This is a genomic window from Mesorhizobium sp. B2-2-3 (genome assembly GCF_006442405.1).
In the GTDB taxonomy this organism is placed as follows: domain Bacteria; phylum Pseudomonadota; class Alphaproteobacteria; order Rhizobiales; family Rhizobiaceae; genus Mesorhizobium.
This window is the reverse complement of the sequence record NZ_VFWC01000011.1, coordinates 122,532-141,578: the sequence shown is the minus strand read 5'-3', so window position 1 is coordinate 141,578 and position 19,047 is coordinate 122,532. Positions and strand designations below refer to the sequence as shown.

Annotated in this window: 20 protein-coding genes and 2 tRNA genes; 12 read left to right on the top strand and 10 right to left on the bottom strand. The window is 62.0% G+C overall.

Going from position 1 to position 19,047, the window contains the following annotated elements; genetic code table 11:
* Nucleotides 1–221: 221 nt before the first annotated feature.
* Entirely contained in the window at nucleotides 222–1,601 is a 1,380-nt protein-coding gene (locus FJ951_RS20965; protein ID WP_140517167.1) for an OFA family MFS transporter, read from the top strand.
* Between the two features lie 155 nt (nucleotides 1,602–1,756).
* Here FJ951_RS20965 and FJ951_RS20955 read toward each other — a convergent pair whose 3' ends face one another.
* Both FJ951_RS20955 and FJ951_RS20950 read right to left on the bottom strand, forming a co-directional pair.
* Nucleotides 1,757–2,251 carry a GNAT family N-acetyltransferase gene (locus FJ951_RS20955; protein ID WP_140495733.1) on the bottom strand — a complete coding sequence of 165 codons (495 nt, stop codon included), beginning with the start codon at nucleotides 2,249–2,251 and terminating at the stop codon, nucleotides 1,757–1,759.
* Nucleotides 2,248–3,006 carry a copper homeostasis protein CutC gene (locus FJ951_RS20950; RefSeq protein ID WP_140517165.1) on the bottom strand — a complete coding sequence of 253 codons (759 nt, stop codon included), beginning with the start codon at nucleotides 3,004–3,006 and terminating at the stop codon, nucleotides 2,248–2,250. Before FJ951_RS20950 ends, FJ951_RS20955 begins: the two co-directional genes overlap by 4 nt.
* Before the next feature lie 199 nt (nucleotides 3,007–3,205).
* Between FJ951_RS20950 and FJ951_RS20945 the strand changes: the two genes are divergently transcribed.
* On the top strand, nucleotides 3,206–3,634 hold the full coding sequence (locus tag FJ951_RS20945) for an SRPBCC domain-containing protein (protein WP_140517164.1): 429 nt from the start codon (nucleotides 3,206–3,208) through the stop codon (nucleotides 3,632–3,634).
* A 121-nt stretch (nucleotides 3,635–3,755) separates the two neighbouring features.
* On the top strand, nucleotides 3,756–4,211 hold the full coding sequence (locus FJ951_RS20940) for a carboxymuconolactone decarboxylase family protein (protein WP_140495736.1): 456 nt from the start codon (nucleotides 3,756–3,758) through the stop codon (nucleotides 4,209–4,211).
* A gap of 69 nt (nucleotides 4,212–4,280) precedes the next feature.
* On the opposite strand, the gene FJ951_RS20935 is transcribed toward FJ951_RS20940, so the two are convergent.
* From FJ951_RS20935 to FJ951_RS20920, 4 genes are all read right to left on the bottom strand, one after another.
* On the bottom strand, nucleotides 4,281–4,727 hold the full coding sequence (locus tag FJ951_RS20935) for a hypothetical protein (RefSeq protein ID WP_140495737.1): 447 nt from the start codon (nucleotides 4,725–4,727) through the stop codon (nucleotides 4,281–4,283).
* A gap of 227 nt (nucleotides 4,728–4,954) precedes the next feature.
* The gene (locus FJ951_RS20930) at nucleotides 4,955–5,386 is read right to left on the bottom strand and encodes a cupin domain-containing protein (protein ID WP_140495738.1); all 432 of its coding nucleotides are present in this window, start codon (nucleotides 5,384–5,386) and stop codon (nucleotides 4,955–4,957) included.
* Between the two features lie 107 nt (nucleotides 5,387–5,493).
* On the bottom strand, nucleotides 5,494–5,844 hold the full coding sequence (locus FJ951_RS20925; RefSeq protein WP_140517162.1) for a RidA family protein: 351 nt from the start codon (nucleotides 5,842–5,844) through the stop codon (nucleotides 5,494–5,496).
* 70 nt (nucleotides 5,845–5,914) lie between these two features.
* A complete protein-coding gene (locus FJ951_RS20920) occupies nucleotides 5,915–7,261 on the bottom strand; it encodes an FAD-dependent oxidoreductase (RefSeq protein ID WP_246671761.1) in 1,347 nt (448 codons plus the stop codon).
* Nucleotides 7,262–7,475: 214 nt separating this feature from the next.
* On the opposite strand from FJ951_RS20920, the gene FJ951_RS20915 reads away from it, so the two are divergent.
* Both FJ951_RS20915 and FJ951_RS20910 read left to right on the top strand, forming a co-directional pair.
* Nucleotides 7,476–8,477, top strand: a complete 1,002-nt coding sequence (locus FJ951_RS20915) for an ornithine cyclodeaminase family protein (RefSeq protein WP_181167634.1) — start codon at nucleotides 7,476–7,478, stop codon at nucleotides 8,475–8,477.
* Nucleotides 8,419–9,624 (top strand): aminotransferase class V-fold PLP-dependent enzyme, encoded by a 1,206-nt coding sequence (locus tag FJ951_RS20910; protein WP_246671760.1) that lies wholly within the window; start codon nucleotides 8,419–8,421, stop codon nucleotides 9,622–9,624. Before FJ951_RS20915 ends, FJ951_RS20910 begins: the two co-directional genes overlap by 59 nt.
* A 36-nt stretch (nucleotides 9,625–9,660) precedes the next feature.
* On the opposite strand, the gene FJ951_RS20905 is transcribed toward FJ951_RS20910, so the two are convergent.
* Nucleotides 9,661–10,635, bottom strand: a complete 975-nt coding sequence (locus tag FJ951_RS20905) for a LysR substrate-binding domain-containing protein (RefSeq protein ID WP_140517158.1) — start codon at nucleotides 10,633–10,635, stop codon at nucleotides 9,661–9,663.
* A 152-nt stretch (nucleotides 10,636–10,787) separates the two neighbouring features.
* A complete protein-coding gene (locus FJ951_RS20900) occupies nucleotides 10,788–12,116 on the bottom strand; it encodes an amidase (protein WP_140517156.1) in 1,329 nt (442 codons plus the stop codon).
* A 524-nt stretch (nucleotides 12,117–12,640) separates the two neighbouring features.
* Here FJ951_RS20900 and FJ951_RS20895 point away from each other — a divergent pair.
* From FJ951_RS20895 to FJ951_RS20885, 3 genes are all read left to right on the top strand, one after another.
* Nucleotides 12,641–13,426 carry a transporter substrate-binding domain-containing protein gene (locus FJ951_RS20895; RefSeq protein WP_140495742.1) on the top strand — a complete coding sequence of 262 codons (786 nt, stop codon included), beginning with the start codon at nucleotides 12,641–12,643 and terminating at the stop codon, nucleotides 13,424–13,426.
* A 74-nt stretch (nucleotides 13,427–13,500) separates the two neighbouring features.
* Nucleotides 13,501–14,223 (top strand): ABC transporter permease subunit, encoded by a 723-nt coding sequence (locus FJ951_RS20890; protein WP_140517154.1) that lies wholly within the window; start codon nucleotides 13,501–13,503, stop codon nucleotides 14,221–14,223.
* Nucleotide 14,224: 1 nt separating this feature from the next.
* The gene (locus FJ951_RS20885) at nucleotides 14,225–14,911 is read left to right on the top strand and encodes an ABC transporter permease subunit (protein WP_140517152.1); all 687 of its coding nucleotides are present in this window, start codon (nucleotides 14,225–14,227) and stop codon (nucleotides 14,909–14,911) included.
* A 449-nt stretch (nucleotides 14,912–15,360) separates the two neighbouring features.
* On the opposite strand, the gene FJ951_RS20880 is transcribed toward FJ951_RS20885, so the two are convergent.
* A tRNA-Asn gene (locus tag FJ951_RS20880) sits at nucleotides 15,361–15,435 on the bottom strand.
* A gap of 220 nt (nucleotides 15,436–15,655) precedes the next feature.
* Between FJ951_RS20880 and FJ951_RS20875 the strand changes: the two genes are divergently transcribed.
* Nucleotides 15,656–15,916, top strand: a complete 261-nt coding sequence (locus tag FJ951_RS20875; protein ID WP_140495745.1) for a hypothetical protein — start codon at nucleotides 15,656–15,658, stop codon at nucleotides 15,914–15,916.
* 55 nt (nucleotides 15,917–15,971) lie between these two features.
* Here FJ951_RS20875 and FJ951_RS20870 read toward each other — a convergent pair whose 3' ends face one another.
* Entirely contained in the window at nucleotides 15,972–16,223 is a 252-nt protein-coding gene (locus FJ951_RS20870; protein WP_140495746.1) for a hypothetical protein, read from the bottom strand.
* A 221-nt stretch (nucleotides 16,224–16,444) separates the two neighbouring features.
* Here FJ951_RS20870 and FJ951_RS20865 point away from each other — a divergent pair.
* From FJ951_RS20865 to FJ951_RS20855, 3 genes are all read left to right on the top strand, one after another.
* A tRNA-Cys gene (locus tag FJ951_RS20865) sits at nucleotides 16,445–16,518 on the top strand.
* Nucleotides 16,519–16,608: 90 nt separating this feature from the next.
* Nucleotides 16,609–17,277, top strand: a complete 669-nt coding sequence (locus FJ951_RS20860; RefSeq protein ID WP_140495747.1) for a protein-L-isoaspartate O-methyltransferase — start codon at nucleotides 16,609–16,611, stop codon at nucleotides 17,275–17,277.
* Between the two features lie 178 nt (nucleotides 17,278–17,455).
* Complete coding sequence (locus tag FJ951_RS20855; RefSeq protein WP_140495878.1) at nucleotides 17,456–18,835, top strand: TolC family outer membrane protein; 1,380 nt, start codon at nucleotides 17,456–17,458, stop codon at nucleotides 18,833–18,835.
* Nucleotides 18,836–19,047: the final 212 nt, after the last annotated feature.

The following is a 19,047-nucleotide window of genomic DNA, read 5'->3' as shown; positions in this document are numbered from 1 at the left end:
TCCCTTGCGTTGCCTAGCGGCCAAGGTCAGCCTCGCTCGATGCCGCCTGTACGGCAGCTTGTTTGGTAAGTTCGTCCTAATATAGCCAGGGGTTACCTGGCGATCTGCTTGCCGGATAGCCCAATGTCCTTAGACATTGGTATTATGGCAGCTATTCCTTGTTGTCCCGCCCCGTGCTCCGCCTAGTTTATTCGAATCGGTGCATTGCATGGGAGGATGGAATGGCAACGACCAGGGAAAACGCTGGCGGCTGGCTCGATCGCTCGCGCACGATCGCCGAGCCTGGTTTCAGCAGATGGATGGTGCCGCCGGCGGCGTTGTGCATTCATCTTTGCATCGGTCAGGCCTACGCGTTCAGCGTCTTTAACCTGCCGATGTCGAAACTGATCGGTATCACCGATTCGGCGCCCGACGACTGGAAGCTGACCGGACTCGGCTGGATTTTTTCGATCGCGATCCTGTTTCTTGGCCTCGCGGCAGCCTTCGGCGGCGGTTGGCTGGATCGCGTCGGCCCGCGCAAGGCGATGGTCGCGGCCGCCTGCTGTTTCGGTGGCGGTTTCATCGTGTCGGCGCTCGGCGTCACCTTGCATCAACTGTGGATCATCTATCTCGGCTACGGCGTCCTGGGCGGCATCGGCCTCGGGCTCGGCTACATCTCGCCGGTCAAGACGCTGATCACCTGGTTTCCCGACCGGCCGGGCATGGCGACCGGCATGGCGATCATGGGGTTTGGCGGCGGAGCCTTCATCGCTTCGCCGCTTTCGGTCTATCTGCTGAAGCTGTTTTCGACCCCGCAGCATATCGGTGTCGCCGAAACCTTCATCGTGCTGGGCATTGTCTACTTCATCTTCATGCTGATCGGCGCCGTCATCGTCAGGGTGCCGCCCGATGGCTGGCGTCCGGCCGGCTGGACGCCGCCGACGACACAAAACCCGATGGTGACAACCGCCAACGTCCATCTCGACGACGCGTTGAAGACACCGCAGTTCTGGCTGTTGTGGGGCGTGCTGTGCCTCAACGTGACGGCCGGCATCGGCGTCCTCGGCCAAGCCTCCGCCATGAGCCAGGAGATGTTCCCGGGACGCATCACGCCGGCCGCCGCCGCCGGCTTCGTCGGCCTGCTATCGATCTTCAACATGCTCGGCCGCTTCTTCTGGGCGTCGACCAGCGACTATATCGGCCGCAAGACGACCTACGCGGTCTTCTTCGTGCTGGGCGTGATCCTTTATGCGGTGGTGCCGTGGACGGGCCAGTCGGGCAACGTGTTCCTGTTCGTGCTGTTCTATGGCGTCATCTTGAGCATGTATGGCGGCGGCTTTTCCACCATTCCGGCCTATCTGCGCGATGTCTTCGGCGTGCGGTATGTCGGTGCCATCCATGGCCGCCTGCTGACGGCGTGGTCGGTGGCGGGCGTGCTGGGGCCGGTCCTGGTCAACTACATCAGGCAGTACCAGATCGATGCAGGAGTAGCGAAGGCCGATGCCTACACGGTCACCATGTACATCATGGCCGGCCTGCTCGTCGTCGGTTTCCTGCTCAACCTGATGATGCGGCCGGTGGATGCACGGTTCCACATGAAGGCCGAACCGGCTGCAGCGTAAGGAGAGTGATCATGGCGCAAGACAACAGCAATTCTGTCAAATTGGTCCTTGCCTGGCTGCTGGTCGGCATCCCGCTGTTGTGGGGGTTCTGGACGACGCTGGTCAGTGCAGCGGCGTTGTTCCAGTAGTGGCAGAGACCTGGAAAGGAGCAGCGCTCAGGCGATGATCCGCCTGACGTAGTAGCGCACCGCCTTCTTGCCGCCATGGATCACCGCGTCGCCGACCTCGGTGAAGCCGAGCGCTGCATGGAAGGCGTCCGAAGCCGGGTTGGGCGGGTCGGCATTGACCTCGCATGTGACCAGTGCATGGCCGGCGCGCGTGGCGTGCTCGAACAGGTCTTGGTAGAGCAGGCGGGCATGGCCGCGGCCACGAGCTTGCGCCGCCACCACGACGCGATCGACATAGACGAAGCGCTCGTAGCGTTCGCGAAACCAGAGAAAATTCGGACTGTCGTACCGAGCCCCTTGATCGAAGGTCATGATGAAGGCTTCGAGCGCGCCGATGCGGCGCGCATAGAACGCCTCGCCAAGCAGGAAAGACAGGCGCTCGGGCTCAAGCCACGACAATTCGGCGGCATGCTCGTTGTTGAGCGCGAGTATGGCCGCTTCGTCGCTTTGCCTGACACGGCTGATCGGGGAGAGGGCGGTCATGCCTTGGCCGCCGCGATCGTCGCTGCCACAAGCGGCGTATCGGTGAGCGTATTGCGATACTCGCGGTCGAGATCGGAGCCACCCATGCCGACCTTGGGATTGCGGTAGCGCATGGCGCTGGGCACGTCCTTAAGGACGGCGAAATGCATTTCGGACAGTCCGGTCCTTTGCCGCACCTCGGCAATGTTGCCGAGATCGAGCCCGCCGCAGCCGAGAATGACGATGCGGTCGCCCCCCTGTCGCACCAGGTCCGCCAACAGCGACAGGCCCTCCATCGCCGTGTCGCGTTGGCCGCTGGTCAGCACGCGGCCGACCTTGCAACGGATCAGCGCTTCCAAAGCCTCGGCCGGGTCGCGCGTCATGTCGAAAGCGCGGTGACACGTGACGTTAAGGCCGCCGGCGGCCTCCGTCAGTTCGCTCATGCGGCGCTCGTCGATGGTGCCTTCGGCGGTGAGGCAGCCGAACACCACGCCGGGCACGCCGAGGTCGCGCAGGGCGGCTATGTCGGCCAGCATCGAACGGTACTCGGTTTCGCTGTAGAGAAAATCGCCGCCACGCGGCCGCACCATGACATGGAACGGCACAATCGCCTGGTCGAGCGCGGCGCGCACGGTTCCCAAGCTCGGCGTGATGCCGCCTTCGACGAGGCTGGCGCACAGTTCGACCCTGTCGGCGCCGCCGGCCTGTGCGGCCAGAAGGCCATCAATGCCCTCGACACAGATTTCGATCAGCGGCGGGCGGGCTTCTTCAGTCAAGGTGTGATCCTGTCCATGATGTTGTGAGAAGCCCGTAGCACCCGCGCGGCGGGCGCGAAAGCAGGAACGGCACGGCGCATTGGACCAGGGGGCATTTCCCTGCTTGATAGTCTTATAACTACATGGTTATGAGTTAACCCATAGCCATCGAGTTATTGATCGCGAGCGGTGGCTCGACGACGACTAAGAGGAGCACGGCATGACAGAGACCAAATCGATCGTCGTTGAACGACTGATTCCGCATTCGGCGGAGAAGATCTGGCGTGCGCTGACGGTGCCCGAACTCGTCGCAGAATGGCTCATGCAGAATGACTTCGCGCCGCAAGAGGGGCACCGCTTCACCTTCCGCGCTTCACCGGTACCGGGCTGGTCCGGGGTGACGAACTGCGTCGTGCTGAAAGTCGAGGCGCCACGCCTGCTTGCCTATAGCTGGGGCGACGGAAGCGAATCCGACAGCGGACTGAAAACCGTGGTGACCTGGTCGCTCACGCCTGAGGGCGCGGCGACCCGGGTGCGGATGGAGCACTCGGGGTTCCGGCCGGCCGATGAGCGTGGATATGTCGGCATGGGAAGCGGCTGGCCGCGTATTCTTGAGCGACTTGAGCAGGTGGCTGCGAAGCAAGGCTGAGCCGACTCTCCTCGACCAACCGGTCGCCATGGCCGGCGAACCACAACAAGTCTCCCCGGATGCGCCGCTTCCGGGCATGGCAAACCGCGCCCTGACCAAACTTTTCAAACGGAGAAACACCATGGAAGCCAGGCTCAAGAACCCCGTGATGCTCATCCCCGGCGCCCTGCAGGCGCTGCTGGCGCTGGACAAGTCGACCGAGGCGGCCGATTTGCCCTATGTGACGCGCAAGCTCGTCCATCTGCGCGCCAGCCAGATCAATGGCTGCTCGGTTTGCGTCGACATGCATGCGCGCGAACTCAAGAAGGCTGGCGAGAAGGACGAACGCATCTTTGCCTTGTCGGCCTGGCGGGAGACGCCGTACTTCACCGATGCCGAACGCGCCGCGCTTGCCCTTGCCGAAGCCGGCACAAGGCTGGCCGACAGAACGGATGCCGTGACGGACGAGGTATGGGACGAGGCCGCCCGGCACTATGACGAAAAGGCGCTTGCCGGGCTCGTCATCCAGATCGCCGTGATCAACGCCTTCAATCGGCTGAACGCCACGACACGCCAAATGGTCGGCGCCTGGGGCTAAGGCCGCGCGAAGGCGAGCCGTGCCACGGTGCAATGGCGGCTGGACTCGCGGTGCACCAAACCTGCTTGCCTAGCCCGGCCGGGTCGCGGCCGGCGGCAATTCGAACAGTTTGGCGCCATTTTCCTCGCCGCGTTCGACATAGCCGATGGTGCGAAACCATTTTGCGATTTCCGGTCCCGTGAGCCAGCTGCGGGAGTGAATAGGGAGATTGCCGGCGAGCGCCTGGATCTGCCTGATATGCCGCCTGCAGAAACGCACGGTCGCGGCCCTGAAAAAGCCCTCGCGCGCGGCGAACAGCGTGTCTGCGGCGTCGCCATGCTCGTGCCAGGCGACGATCGCTACGGTCCCGTCGCTGTCGACAAGGGCATGGGCGCGGCCCTCCTTCAGGTTCATCATCAGATTGTCGTAGGCGACCTTGCTGTCCTTGCCGGCGGCGATGTATTCGTCGGACATCCGCTTGGACAAATGGCGAAACACGTCTTCCAGATCGCCGACCGTCGCTGTTCGTGCTCTCATTTCTGCTCCTTGAGCCCCGGCAGGGAGTTTGCTCCAGGAAAAGGCATTCACCAAGCAAAGGGATTTCGCGAAAAACCCAACGGGGGGAATCCGGTTCCGCCGGTAAGGCGGGCAACCGGCATAGCATCGTCAGCCCGGTCGTGCGGAACCGGATGGGAGCTGGGCCAACGACTTAGCGCGGCGCGCTCCCGTGGCGAGACAGTTCGAGGACCCGGAGCAGCGGTGGCTTACTGGCGCAAAACCGTGTTCTTGGTGCCTTCCTCGACCTGGTCGATCACCAGCAGCTTGACCGGGCCTTCACCGATGTTGGTGGCCTGATGCCACTGCCCGATCATCTCGATGATGAAATCGCCAGTCTTGTAGGTGTTGCTGTTGCCGGTCTCGACATTGGTGACCTTCAACGTGCCGGCCTCGACATAGGCGTAGCGCGGGAACGGATGCTTGTGCACCGGCAAGGTCGCGCCCGGCGCTATGTCGTAGGTCGACACCAGCACCTGCACGTTCTTCTGCGGCAGCGTGATCGGCTGGCCGGAAGCGGTGGTCGTGCGCGAGGCGAGGGGTGTCACGACGACGGGCGTGCCGCTGCTGTCCAGCGCATGAGCGCCGGTCGCGAACGCCGCAGCCGCCAGCAGCAATGCCGATGCCAGGACTTTTCGCATGATTCCTCCCCAAACCGCCGCATCTATCGCGCCGCGAAGGCCGGTGCGCAAGCATGTCCCTGACGAATCTGATTGGACTCGCTGGCCTGGACGTGGCGTGCGACGTGTCAAATCGCTGCGGTAAGCTGGATCTCGACACGGATCTCGGGCAAGGCGAAGCTCGCCCCGACCGTGGCGCGTGCCGGGGGCTCCACGCCGTCGAGCCATGTGACCCAAGCCTTGTTCATCGCGTCGAAGTCTTCGACATCCCTCAACCAGATCTGCGCGAACAGCAGCTTCGATCTATCCGAACCGACGCTCGCCAGAAGGCGATCCGCCTTTTCCAATATCTCCTTCGTCTGGTCAGACGTGCCGGTTTTCTTGTCATCGGCCGTCAAGCCCGAGAGATAGGCCGTGCCGTTGTGAACGACGATACGGCTAAGCCGTTCGTTCTTGTCGAATCGTTCGATGTTCCCCATGGCGGAGGCCCCTGGTTGCGTTGGTCAAAAGCAGGCCGCCGTACGCAATCCAGCGGTCTGCTGAGCGGGATCAGACGTGCGCGACAGCGGAGCGCTGGGCGTGGGCCTGGAAGAGGCGTTGCGGACGAAACGTTTCCATTTCGTCATGGATTTTGCCGCGCACGACTTCGTCGGCGACCACCTTGCCCAATTGCGGGCCGATGGTCACACCACTGTGCGTTACGGCCATGTAGTGGCCGACGATATCCGGCATGGCGCCGGCACAGGTGTAGCCGTCCTCCGGGAACGGCCGGACCGTCGTGCGAATGGCTTCCACACCTGCGTCGCGGAGCGAAGGCAGGACCTTGGTCGCCGCATCCAGGAGCGTCGCCGCCTCGTTCCCGGCAGGGCTGAGCACCTCCGGCTTCTCCAGGGTCATGTCCACCGAGACCTTATGGATCATGATGCGGCCCGCTCCGTCGGGACGGATATCCAGATCGTCGGCATGCAGCTGGCTGCGGAGCGTCAAGGCCACCGGCGGGGTGAAGGCGAGCACGCCTATGGTCGAGGAAAGTGGAATACCCTGGGCATCGCCGAGCCTCTCACTAGACCAGCCGCCGGTGCAGCTCACGACGGCATCCGCAGGGTGTCGGTCTCCGTTCGCCGTCCGAACTGCCCGTACGCGCCCGCTTTCGGTCTCGATCTCGGTCACGCGTGAACCGAGTTTGACCTGTGCTCCCCAGCGCTCCTTCGCCGCCCGCAAAAGCCAGGCCGAGTAGAGCACCGGATCGACCCAGCCTTCTTCCGGATAGTAGGAGATTGGACAATCGCCGAAAGCGGAGACATCGATATCGGGCTCCATCTCGGCGACGCGCTTCTTGTCGATCCACTCGACGCCGTAGCCCCATTCCTTCATCTGCCTGAAGTTCTCGAAATAATCGTCCATCGACTCCGGCTCTGTTCGCCAATCGAAACTGCCGGTCTGGGTGAACCAGGGAGCGATGCCGAAGTCGCGCTTGAGTTCAAGATGGGCGCGCATTCCCGAGACGTTCAGATCGAAATACGGCCGGGGCCGCTTGGTCGTCGCATTTGTCCAGGCAAAGCTTACCCCCGACGTACCGCCTGCTATCCGTCCGGCCTCGAGCACGACGACGCTTGCTCCCGCCTTGGCGCATTCATAGGCGGCGGAACTGCCGACGATACCGGAACCAATGACCACGACACGCATAAAGATGATCTCCAAAAATTCCCGGGCTAATGACGTCATCCGATACGAGTAATCTCTGAAAGACGAATCGATGCAAATGCCGCTATATCGTTGAGAGATGTTGCTGGAGCGTTTGACAGTACTGCTGACGCCGCTCTTCTTAATTCGATCGGCGCCTGCGATGTGTTTGCAACCCCGCACAACATCCTCGGTTGCCTGAAAACATTGCAATGGGTGCCAACTGCGGTCAATTGAACTGGTCGCTGCCGTTCATGGCCAAAAGTTATGAACCAATGTCCCAGCCATCTGCGGCTGCCCAGGTCGGCCCATTAGCCCGCACGGGCAACTTCTCGTGCGAAGTTATCAAATTCGGGCGCAACCGTTTGCGAGAGCAATGCTACGCTTATCGGCGCATCGGGGATCGCGGAATGGAAGAGACTGCACGGTGAGTGGCGAGCCGGAATTCCTCCTGATCGACAAGAACGCGATCCGGGACATTTTGAGCCTATCCCTGGCTCTTGAAGCGACCGAGGCCGCACTGCGCAAAACATCGAGCGGCATGGCGCGCCAGCAGATCAGGCGCACACTTGAGCTGCCGGGTGCGGCCGGGAGTTGTCTGTCGCTTATGTATGCTGCGCTGGATGACCGGCCGCTGTTCGGGGCGAAGGTGCTTTCCGTGTTTCCTGACAATTTCGCGCATGGGTTCGCGTCTCATCGCGGCGGTGTCTTCCTGTTCGACAAGGATCATGGACGGCCTGTAGCCTTGATCGACGGGGGAGAGCTTACGGCTTGGCGGACCGCGGCGGCCAGTGCTGTCGCGACCAGGGCACTTTCGCGCGAAGACAGCACCACGTTGACACTGTTCGGATATGGCGAGCAAGCCCGCCGGCATGTCGCGGCTATTGCGGGCGTCCGGCCGATCCATGCGATCCATATTTGGGGTCGCGACTTTGCAAAGGCGCAGCGATTCGCCGAGGAGCAGTCAGCCGCCGGATTCCAGGCGAAGGCACATCACGACCCTGGCGAGGCCGTTCGCGAGGCCGACATCATCTGCACCACGACATCTTCCGAAAAGCCGGTGCTGTGCGGCCAATGGCTTCCGCCTGGTGTCCATATCAATGCGGTCGGGGCGAGCGTCGCTTCATGCCGCGAGCTCGACCTCGACTGTGTGCGCAGAGCGCAGATCTGGGTCGACTACCTGCCTATGGCGCTGACGGCCGCGGGAGAACTGATCGAGGCGATTGAAACCGGCGTGATCGGCGTCGATCATATCCGTGGCGAGGTCGGCGACGTGCTGGCAGGTGCGAAACCCGGCCGCACTGGCGACGATCAGATCACGCTTTTCCGGTCTCTCGGCGTTCCGGCGCAAGACATCGAGCTTGCCAATCTTGTCTATATCTCCGCCCGCAACGCCGGACTCGGCACCTCAATTGATTTCAGGTTGTGATGCCATGCTGAGCTGCCAACGAGATCTCTTCTCCATTCCCCGCGAGACAGCTTATCTGGATGCCGCATATATGTCTCCGATCCCGACCGCCGCCGTCGCGGCCGGCGAGGCCGGCGTCAGGGTGAAAGCCGAACCCTGGAAAATGACCATCGCCTCTTATTACGACGAGGTGGAAGAGGCGCGGCAGCTCGCCGCATCAATGGTGGGCGCCGATGCCGATGAGATCGCCATTGTGGCCGCCACCAGCTATGGCATGGCTATCGCAGCCGCCAACGTTTTGGTTGCGGCAGGTTCGGCCATCCTTCTGATGGAGAACGAACACACCTCGCACAGATATGTCTGGTATGACCTCGCGCAACGCGCCGGCGCCTGCGTTGATATCGTCCCGCAACCAGCCGACGGCGACTGGACCAGCGCGATCGTATCGGCAGTCCAAGACTCGAGCCGTCCCATCGCGGTCGTTGCGGGGACGCTGGTGCATTGGTTCGAGGGCATGGCGATCGACCTGGAGGCGGTGGTCGCCGCCACACGGGCAGCGGGCGCCAGTCTTGTCGTTGACGGAACCCAGTGGGTTGGCGCGATACCCTTCGATGTCCGGCGCGTCCGACCGGACTTTCTCGTCTTTGCCACCTACAAGTTCCTTCTGGGGCCATATCGCCTCGCATTCCTTTACGCCGACCGGCGTTGGCACACAGAGGGGCGCACTCTGGAGCATCATTCATGGAACCGGATGGGCGGGGACAAATCGGACTTCTACAAGGTGGCCGTAGCCGAGTTTCTTCCCGGCGCGCGGCGGTTCGACATGGGGGAACGCTCCGATTTCGCGGTCCTGCCCATCGCAATCGCCGCAATGAAGCTCATCCGCGGCTGGACCGTCGGGCGCGTGTTTGAGCGCCTGCGTCACCTTAATGAGCTTGTCTGGGCGCAGGCGGAAAGCAGAGGGCTGCCGGTCGCGCGTCCGCGACACCCAACGCCCCATATCGCGATCCTCGACATAGGGGGCCGTCTCGCGCCGAATGCGGCACAAGAGCTGAAGCGGGCTGACGTGCACGTCACGCTGCGCGGCACGAAGATGCGCGTGTCGCCGCATGTCTACAATGACGAAGCCGATATCGGCCGCCTGTTCGAATGCCTGCCGCTCCGCTAGAGGCTTTCAGCGGTGAATGGAAACAGTTCTGTCGGCCTAGCGGCGAGGACCCAGGGCGGTGATTCCTGCCTCTACGCCGTTCATAAAGCTTCGCGTCGTCTGGATGAGATGCTCGGTGAAGGCGTCCGCCGCCGTCGATGCAATGACACCCCAAGGCCGGTAGACGCTGAGGTTCAGATCGAGACGTGGCCGGAAATCCCTGATCTCGATCGGCAGGTCGCGTGCCAGCCACGCCGAAAGCCTGTCGACGACGCTCACGCCCGCCCCGGAAGCGACAAGGGCGATGCACGCACTGGACAGGCTGGCCTCTACCTTCAACAGACGTCCCACTCCGCGTTCTTCGCACAAGGCATCGAGCTGCTGCCGCATCGGATCGGCGGAGCCCATCGAGATGAAGTCGAGACCGTCGAGATCTTCTGCCTGCACCACGTCGAGCTCAGCCAGACGGTGACCCGCCGGCATGACGCAAACCGGTGGGGTCGCTGTCAGCGCTCGCCTGACGATTGAAGAATTCTCGTCCGATGCCGTTACGCCTATTCCGATGTCGAGCTGATTGCGGCTCGCCCGCTGCACCACCGTGGCGGAGCTGCGGATATCCAGGGAAATCGACACGGATGGATGCTGTTTTGAGAAGCTCGTGATGATGGACGGCAGCAGCGTGGACCCGAAGGCCGGGAGCGCGCAGATGTTCAGCCTGCCACTTCGCAACTCGCGTATCTCCCTCGCGGCGCGCGAGATGCCGCGCGCGGACTCGAAAACGCGCTTCACCTCGGCATAGAGCATGTGTGCTTCAGGGGTGGGGATCAGCCGCTGCCGGCTTTTCCTGAACAGCTGGAAATCCGCCTTCTCGCTGAGTTGCTGGAGCATCTTGCTGACAGCCGGCTGCGTGATGTCAAGTGCGTCGGCCGCCTTGGTGGTTGTTCCATGCAGCATGACCGAAGCGAAGACCTCGATCTCGCGAGGCGTAAACTCTGCCTCCTTCGTGACGGTGTCCTTTTCGCCAAATTTCATGCCCGCTTACCTTGCCAGGCAGCTGATCGCTGTGCCGAAACAGCGAGCTGCGAACGCCAAGATTAATGGGAAGGGTCGGATGTTCCAAGAGGCGCGCGAAGGAAGTTTATTCCTGGAGGTTATGAACTTTCAGCGATTTGGCGGAACTGATTTCAGTTGCTTGTCAACATTTCGGCGAGATCGAGCAAACCGGCGTCCTGACCCGGACCTGCGGCCAGTTGCACCGACACCGGAAGCCCGTCAGGAACCGGCAAAGGAATAGCCAACGCCGGCATGCCAAGCATATTTGCCCAGCGGCGGAAGCGGCCGCCGGCCAGTCCCCACGGCACCATTTCCCCATTCACCTCGGTAAGTTCGTCGGAAAGCCGCGGCGCCGATCCAGGCGCCGTAGGAATGGCAAAAGCGTCCAGGCCCGCGATTTTCTCCAGAAACCGGCCTCGCACGCCGTTACGGATTTCGATGGCGCTATCATAGGCGCCGGCATGGATGCGAATGCCGCCCTGCAGGAATGAGTGAACCGCGTCGCCGACCATGTCCGGCTTCTGCTCGATTGCATTGCGGTAGATTCGCGCGAACTCACATTGGAGGATTGTCAGTCCCGCGGCAACGAACGCCTCCCTGTCGTCGAAGGTGATCTCGACCGTGCGCACTTCAGGACGATCGAGCATGGTAGCCAACGCGATATCGACTGACGTGTCGACGTGAGCGCCAAGCAGTTCGGGGCAGATGCCGATCGTGATGCCCGTTGTCGTTTTGCTGCCCCCGCTTGCCGACGGGGCGAGCCGTTTTCCGGCAAGCGCCTCGGTCACCAGGCGAACGTCCCTGACCGAGCGTGCAAGAACGCCGACGCAGTCCAGCGAAGGCGCTATGCTCATGACGCCCTGCACGGCGATCAGATCATTCGTCGGCTTGTAACCGAACAAGCCGGTTGCAGCAGCCGGGGATCGGTTTGACCCGCCGCTGTCCGTGCCAACCGCTGCCAGGCAAAAACCGGCCGCGACCGCTGCGGCCGACCCGCTGCTCGTGCCACCTGTCCCACGGTCCGGATCAAGCGGGTTGGCGACCTTGCCGTGCCAAGGATTGTCGTGGCCGCCGACGCACAGTTCGTGCAGGTTCGTCTTGCCGATGATGATGGCGCCGGCCGCCTGAAGATTGGCAATGCATGTTGCCGTTTCCGTCGCGACGTGATCCCGAAACAACCGGGAGCCAGCCGTTGTCGGCCAATCCTTGACGTCGATAACGTCTTTGACCGCGATCGGCACGCCATGCAGCGGGCCGCGCCTGTGACCGGATCTGATTTCGCGTGTGGCCTGAAGCGCGGCGTCCAGGGCATCAGCTTCGGCCACGAAAATCATCGCCTTGATGTGTTCATTCAGTTCCTGGATGCGATCGAGGCAACCCTCCATGATTTCCACGGGCGACAGGCCGGCAGCGATCTTTTCGCTCATCTCCTCGATGGACCGGCAAGGGCTGCTATTCATGTGACCACCTTAGAGCGAACGGGCCGCGGGCCGACTGCATTGCGGCCGGCCATCCCGGAACCGGCCGACGATGCCACATCAGAAATTTGGTGGACAGTCGCGAGCTTATTCCCGTGGACGCGGGACTATCGCTGAAAACTCATAGTCGCGATCAATGGCGGCGTCGTGAACCGTTCAATTCAGCCCTGTCCTCGCACGCGCAGATCAACGAGCGGCGATCGTTTGCCGGTCGCCGGACTGCGTCACTCGAAGGGGCTATCGCTGTCATAACTATTGGTGATGAACCGCACGGCAGGGGGCATTAGATCGAGATCATTTGAACTGTTAGCGTTTTCAAACACCGCCCTGAAAGAAGGTCGACTGAGCCGAATGGCCAAGTTCGCATCGCCGACATCCGAACCAGTCCACGATGCTCGATGCTGCCGGCTGGCCACGGGCCGACGTCGAAAGATCGGCAGATGCCCGGCTACCAGCATCATCATTGCGGAAGATACAAATCCACATAAACAAAAAGGGGAACAATCATGAAAAAGCTTGCACTCGCCTTGTCACTGATCGTGGCGGTATTTGGCGCCGCCAATTCATCGTCGGCGGCCGACGATGTCATCCGTTTCGGTGTCGCCGCGGAGCCATACCCGCCTTTCTCCGTCAAGGATGCCAGCGGCACCTGGCAGGGCTGGGAAATCGACCTGATGAATGCCGTTTGCAAAGAGATGAAGGCGAAATGTGAGATCGTCGATATCGCCTGGGACGGCATCATTCCCGCGCTGTTGGCCAAGAAATTCGACGTCATCTGGAGCTCGATGTCGATCACGGACAAGCGCAAGGAGGTGATCGATTTCACCGACAAGTACTACTATTCGCCCAACGTGCTTGTCGGCGCCAAGGCGGATACGCGGCAGTTCGACGTGACCAAGCCGGAGACATTCAAGGGGATTGCGGTCGCGGCACAGAGTGCCAGCCTGCAGGCGACCTACATGCAGGATAAGTTCAACGGCATTGCCGAAGTGAAGATCTATCCAACACTCGATGACGAAATCGCGGACATCCAGGCCGGACGCGTGGATCTCATGGCTGCGGCAGGCATCCAGATCCAGGATTTCTTGAAGAAGCCGGAGGGCCAAGCTTATGAAATCAAGGTGACGCTGCCGCATGAGAAAATGTTTGGATACGGCGACGGCGGCGGCCTGCGCAAGGAAGACACCGCTCTGAGGGACCGCCTCAATGCAGCACTCAAGGCGGTGCGCGCCAGCGGCGAGTACGAGACGATCACCAAGCGCTATTTCGATTTCAACATTTACGGCGATTGATCATCTGGTTCAGGCCCGGGGGACGGCCGGCCCGGGGCGGCCGTCGCCATCTTCATTGAACTGGAACGCGCTGTATGAACTCGACCGTGTCTTGGGCAACCCTGCTCAGCTTCGGGGACAAGGGCTGGGGCGACGAATTGCTTCTTGGCGCTTGCCTGAGCCTTGGAATTTCGATCAGCGCCTATCTCGTGGGCCTGACCCTCGGCCTCATGGGTGCGGTGGCCAAGATCTCGAAGAACCGCGTGGCGGTCTCCGCAGCCGTTGCCTATACGACAATCATCCGGTCCGTACCGGACATTCTCATCATATTTCTCGTCTACTATACCGCGACGGACGCGTTGCGCTGGGCCGTGAGCCTGGCGGGACTGACTTCCGAATTCCAGGTCAATGGGTTTGTCGCCGCGACCCTGTCGCTTGGGATCGTTCAAGGCGGCTACAGCACGGAGGTCCTGCGCGGCGCGATCGTGGCCATCCCGCGAGGTCAGGTCGAGGCAGCCTATTCACTCGGTCTGACACGGCGCCAGACCTTCTTCCTGGTGACCGTGCCGCAAATGGTCCCCTTGGCCTTGCCGGGGCTTGGCAATTTGTGGCTGGTCGTCTTGAAGGAAAGCTCACTGGTCAGCCTGATCGGTTTTACCGAGCTCGTTCTCGCCGGCAAGATGGCTGCCGGCGCGACGCGCGATTACTTCATGTTCTATTGCGCGATCGCGTTCGTGTTCCTCGCCATGTCCGGCATATCGGCGATGCTTTTCCATGCCCTCGAAACAGCCACCGTCCGTGGCGGGAGGCGGGGCTAGCGTGACTGAGTTTGGAGCCTACCTTGCCAATCAGCTTCTGGCCGGCGTCGAGGTCACCATAATCCTGTTCCTCGGCTGTGCGGTGGTCGGCAATTTGCTTGCCATCCCGGTTGCACTGGCCCGGCTATCCAACAGCAAATGGCTGCGATATCCAGCGGTTGCGTTTATCCTCGCGTTCCGGGGGACCCCGCTCCTGGTCCAGCTTTACCTCTGCTACTTCGGTATCGGCCAAATTCTCTCGGGGATCCCCTCGATCCGCTACAGCCCGCTCTGGCCCATTTTGCGAGGCGCGGACTTCTATGCGTTTTTTACCCTTTCCCTGAACACCGCGGCCTACTGTGGCGAGATTTGGAGAGGGGCGATACAGGCCATTCCAGAAGGGCAGCGTGAGGCCGGCCAATCGCTTGGCCTGTCGAAAACACGGATCATGATTTCCGTCCTTCTCCCGCAGGCTTTCAGGTTGGCTTTGCCGGCGATCGGCGGCCAGAATATCCTGCTTTTGAAGGGGACCGCACTGGCGTCGACGATCACGGTGTTCGAACTCATGGGTGCGGCGAACCTCGTTCGCGCGCAGACATTTCGGGTCTACGAGCCTCTGTTCGCCGCCGCGCTAGGATATTTCCTGCTGGCGGCATTGATCACTATCGGCTTTGGTTTCTTCGAGAGACGGCTTGCTCGACGACATTGAGCGGAACGGATCGGCATATCGAGCCGCTGCGTGGAAGGCGACGTGACCTTCAGGCACGCCGAATTCGACATAGGATCGCGCCGCCTCGATGACCTCGCCAAATCCCGTTTTGCAAGCAGCGGCTATTTCGTCGCGGAACTGATCCCACGCTGTCGGGGCCGTTCGCGCGCTTGACCGCGTCGGACAAAAAACTTCTCGGCCCCTACATGAACCCCAGGGTATTTCTTGAGGGCCTCCTGGTCAGTGGCGCCAAGCGGGCACGAGGTGTTCTCGCGTGCCCAAAATAACCCGAAGTTCTCCAGGGATTTTGCGCCTGTAGCGCCATCCGGCCTTGCCGCGCTTCTGAATGTGGTTCACGCCGATCGTCATAGCCCAGTGTACCCCGCAGTGTACCTCTGGGAGGCGGAAACCCTTGCAGTGCTTGGGTTTAAAGACATTTCTGGATTAAGTGGCTCCCCGGGCCGGATTCGAACCAGCGACCAACCGGTTAACAGCCGGTTGCTCTACCACTGAGCTACCGGGGAACAGAGGCTCTCATGCGAGTGGCGCAGCCTATAGCAAACCCTTTTCGGCTTTGCAAAGAACCATTTCGCATTTTTCCGAGACTTTTTCGCTCAGGCGTTTCTCGCAATCGGCGGCGTTCGTCCTCATATTAGCCGTCTTGCGAGGGCGCGGAACCGAATGCGCGGTCGCGGCTTTCGTCAAGTGACATCCTCAAACCACCAGACGGACCGGCCATTCGAGATGACGGCAGCAGAAGAAAACCAGGCACCGGCGCGAAAGATATCGGTCTTCGGGCGCAAGTTCACCATGCCGCGTTCGCGCGGCCTCAGGATTGCAATCGGCGTGCTTTTGACGATTGGCGGCATTCTGGGGTTCTTGCCGATTCTCGGTTTCTGGATGGTGCCGCTCGGACTTTTGGTGCTCTCCTACGAATTCGCCATGGTGCGCCGCCATCGGCGCCGGTTCGTCGTCTGGTGGGAACGGCGGCGCCGGCCGGATTGATCGGCCACGCCGGGGACCTTGCCCGGCTTCGTCGCGGCGGCCTTTGGGGCCCGAATCAAATCGCAGCGCTATCCTGCGTTCCAGTGCTCGCCTCCTCCGGGGCGTCCTGCTGGCCTGCTCTCAGATCCTCGCTGATTTCCTTCAGGACGGCGGAAGCCGAGGCAAGGCGCGCGCGGTCGCGCGGTGAAAGCCGGCCGGTGCCTTCTATCTTGAGGCAATCCATGGCGTAGCGCACCAGCTCCTCGCACCCCAGCAGCGGCGAGCTGTCCGCGTTGTTGGTCGACTCGTCCGGTTTGGCCAGCTGCATGGCGCAGTCCTCCTCGGCCTCAACGCAGCCCGGTGCGCGGAGTTTCTCCCGATCATCCGCCATGCTTAACGGCTTGCTAACGCAGCTCGAACCGCCCTGTCTCGCATTTAGGGCGGGGTGCGGGGACTGGCGCAGGCGAAACCGTCGCGAATGCATTGTCGCCGCTTGACGGCTTTTTCGCCGCAACCTATTGGAACCGGGTGGAACGCCGGGAGTAACGAGGCCTCGTGGCGGAGTGGTTACGCAGAGGACTGCAAATCCTTGCACCCCGGTTCGATTCCGGGCGAGGCCTCCAATCTCCGGGCTCCCGCGCGTCAGCGCAGGGAGCTCGCCGTTCCCGTCTAAATGAACCGCGATGTGGCGCGGCAAGCGGATTGGTTGGGACATGAGCGCTGATTTCTCCGAGCTTCGCGTCAAGATGGTCGATGGCCAGATCCGCACCACCGACGTGACCAGCACGCCGCTGCTCGACGCCATGCTTTCCGTGCCCCGCGAGCTTTTCGTCGACGAACGCCAGCGCAATCTCGCCTACATCGACGAAGACATCCGCATCGCGGACGGCCCCGGCGGCGCGCGATATCTGATGGAGCCTTCGCCGCTGGCCAAGCTGATGCAACTGGCCGAGATCAGTCAGGCTGATTCGGTCCTCGATGTCGGCTGCGGCACCGGCTATGCCTCGGCCATCCTGTCGCGACTGGCGGGCTCCGTGGTGGCGCTTGAAAGTGATTCGGCGCTGGCCGAAACCGCAAAGTCGGTGCTCTCATCGCTGGGCTGCGGCAATGTGACCGTGGTCCAGGGCCCGCTGCCGCAGGGATATGCGGCCAAGGCGCCCTACGATGTCGTCTTCGTCGGCGGCAGCGTCGGCAAAGTGCCGGCGGCGCTGCTCGACCAGCTCGCCGAAGGCGGCCGCCTCGTCGCGGTCGAAGGGCAGGGCAATTCCGGCGTGGCGCGGCTTTTTTTCAAAGCAGGGGGGGTTGTAACCGGTAGACGGGCATTTAATGCGGCAATTAAGCCACTACCCGGGTTCGAACGTGAGCATGCTTTCGAATTCTGAATGATTTGGCCTTGCAGCAGAGGCTTTGTCATGGTCGCTTGCATTTGAACAATCGTTGCTGATCCCAATGGGGGCACTTTGGGCCGAGCGACAGGGAACATTCTGACACGCCGCTCCGGTTCTCCAAGGAGAAGCCGGTGCGGCGTGGTTCCCATGGAAAACGAATGAGGGTTTAATGGTGCCGTCTCTACGCAAGTCACTTTTCACCGCCGTCCTCGTTTCGGCGACCGCGCTTTCCCCGCTGGCCGCCTCGGCCGAAACCATCTCCGGCGCGCTTGCAAAGGCCTATCAATACAATTCCTCGCTGAATGCCTCACGAGCCGGCGTACGCGTCACCGACGAGAGCGTGGCCATAGCCAAGTCCGGCTGGCGCCCGACCATCACCGGGACGGCCGACACGAATTATGTGAATACCCGTGCCAGCGGCGCCAACGTCAAGACGGGGTCGGCCAGTGTGGCCATCGTCATAAACCAGAGCCTGTTCGACGGCTTCCAGACGAGAAACAATGTGGCGGCAGCCGAATCGCGGGTCAAGGCATCCGTCGAAAGCCTGCGCAACACCGAGGAGAACACGTTGTTGAGCGCGGCCACGGCCTATATGGACGTGATTCGCGACCGGCAGATCGCGGTGCTGACGGAGCAGAATCTGCAGTTCCTGACCGAGCAGGCGCGCGCCGCGCGCTCGCGGTTCGAGGTCGGCGAAGGCACGCGCACCGACGTTGCGCAGGCCGATGCGTCGCGCGCTTCCGCCGTGGCGTCGCTCAGCGCCGCCCGCGCGCAGGCGCTGGCAAGTGCGGCGAGCTATCACCAGATCGTCGGTGACGAGCCGGGCAAGCTCAGGCCTGCCTCGCCATTGGCCAGGCTGCTGCCGCCGAGCCTCGATTCGGCGATAGCCATCGCCTCGGCCGAGCATCCGGCGATCCTCGCCACCCAGCATCTGGTCGATGCGGCCGCGTTTTCGGTGAAGTCGTCCGAGGGTGCATTGCTGCCGCAGCTTTCCGCATCGGCCGGCATTTCGGAGGATTATCTGCATCGCAATCCCGACCTCCAGGGGAGCAACGGCGGTTCGACCTCGGCCAACATCGGTGCGACACTGACGATCCCGATCTATTCGGGCGGCCGCACCTCGGCGGTCGTGCGACAGAACAAGGAATCGCTTGGCGAGGCCCGCATCCAGGTCGACGTCAGCCGCGACCAGGTGCGCCAGGCCGTCGCCTCGGCGTGGTCGCAATACACCGCCGCGCAGCAGAGCGTCGCCGCCAACAGGCAGGTGATCGACGCCGCTCAACTGGCGCTGAACGGTGTCATCGAGGAACGCAATGTCGGCCAGCGCACCACGCTGGACGTGCTCAACGCGCAGGCCACCGTCATCACCGCCAAGATCAACCAGGCAAATTCCGAGCACGACGTTGTGGTGGCGAGTTATGCCATCCTGTCGGCGATCGGCCGCCTCTCGGCCGAGCGCCTTGCGCTGCAGGCGACGAAGTACAGGCCTGAAGAGCACTACAATGCCGTCAAGGACAAGTGGATCGGCCTGCGCACGCCGGATGGCCGCTAAACTCCACAGATTCGAGTAGTTCTCTCGAAGCGACCCGGCGTTCGATCGAAACGCCGGGTCGCTTCATTGTTTGCGCAACTGCGCCGGCAACCCGTCACATGCTTTTCGACGAATTGCGCTAATCTGTTGAAATCCCACATGTCCCCAGAATGGGGATTCTCGTACGGCGCTCCGTCGGTTACGCTGTCGCCATGATTCGAATCCGGCGTTTA

What these genes read in the sequence shown, in the direction of transcription:
- FJ951_RS20895 (WP_140495742.1), top strand. Translation starts at nt 12,641, where the DNA reads ATGAAAAAGCTTGCACTCGCCTTGTCACTGATCGTGGCGGTATTTGGC.
- FJ951_RS20930 (WP_140495738.1), bottom strand. Translation starts at nt 5,386, where the DNA reads ATGCGAAAAGTCCTGGCATCGGCATTGCTGCTGGCGGCTGCGGCGTTC.
- FJ951_RS20965 (WP_140517167.1), top strand. Translation starts at nt 222, where the DNA reads ATGGCAACGACCAGGGAAAACGCTGGCGGCTGGCTCGATCGCTCGCGC.
- FJ951_RS20955 (WP_140495733.1), bottom strand. Translation starts at nt 2,251, where the DNA reads ATGACCGCCCTCTCCCCGATCAGCCGTGTCAGGCAAAGCGACGAAGCG.
- FJ951_RS20870 (WP_140495746.1), bottom strand. Translation starts at nt 16,223, where the DNA reads ATGCAGCTGGCCAAACCGGACGAGTCGACCAACAACGCGGACAGCTCG.
- FJ951_RS20905 (WP_140517158.1), bottom strand. Translation starts at nt 10,635, where the DNA reads ATGAAATTTGGCGAAAAGGACACCGTCACGAAGGAGGCAGAGTTTACG.
- FJ951_RS20890 (WP_140517154.1), top strand. Translation starts at nt 13,501, where the DNA reads ATGAACTCGACCGTGTCTTGGGCAACCCTGCTCAGCTTCGGGGACAAG.
- FJ951_RS20945 (WP_140517164.1), top strand. Translation starts at nt 3,206, where the DNA reads ATGACAGAGACCAAATCGATCGTCGTTGAACGACTGATTCCGCATTCG.
- FJ951_RS20900 (WP_140517156.1), bottom strand. Translation starts at nt 12,116, where the DNA reads ATGAATAGCAGCCCTTGCCGGTCCATCGAGGAGATGAGCGAAAAGATC.
- FJ951_RS20875 (WP_140495745.1), top strand. Translation starts at nt 15,656, where the DNA reads ATGACGGCAGCAGAAGAAAACCAGGCACCGGCGCGAAAGATATCGGTC.
- FJ951_RS20860 (WP_140495747.1), top strand. Translation starts at nt 16,609, where the DNA reads ATGAGCGCTGATTTCTCCGAGCTTCGCGTCAAGATGGTCGATGGCCAG.
- FJ951_RS20935 (WP_140495737.1), bottom strand. Translation starts at nt 4,727, where the DNA reads ATGAGAGCACGAACAGCGACGGTCGGCGATCTGGAAGACGTGTTTCGC.
- FJ951_RS20940 (WP_140495736.1), top strand. Translation starts at nt 3,756, where the DNA reads ATGGAAGCCAGGCTCAAGAACCCCGTGATGCTCATCCCCGGCGCCCTG.
- FJ951_RS20925 (WP_140517162.1), bottom strand. Translation starts at nt 5,844, where the DNA reads ATGGGGAACATCGAACGATTCGACAAGAACGAACGGCTTAGCCGTATC.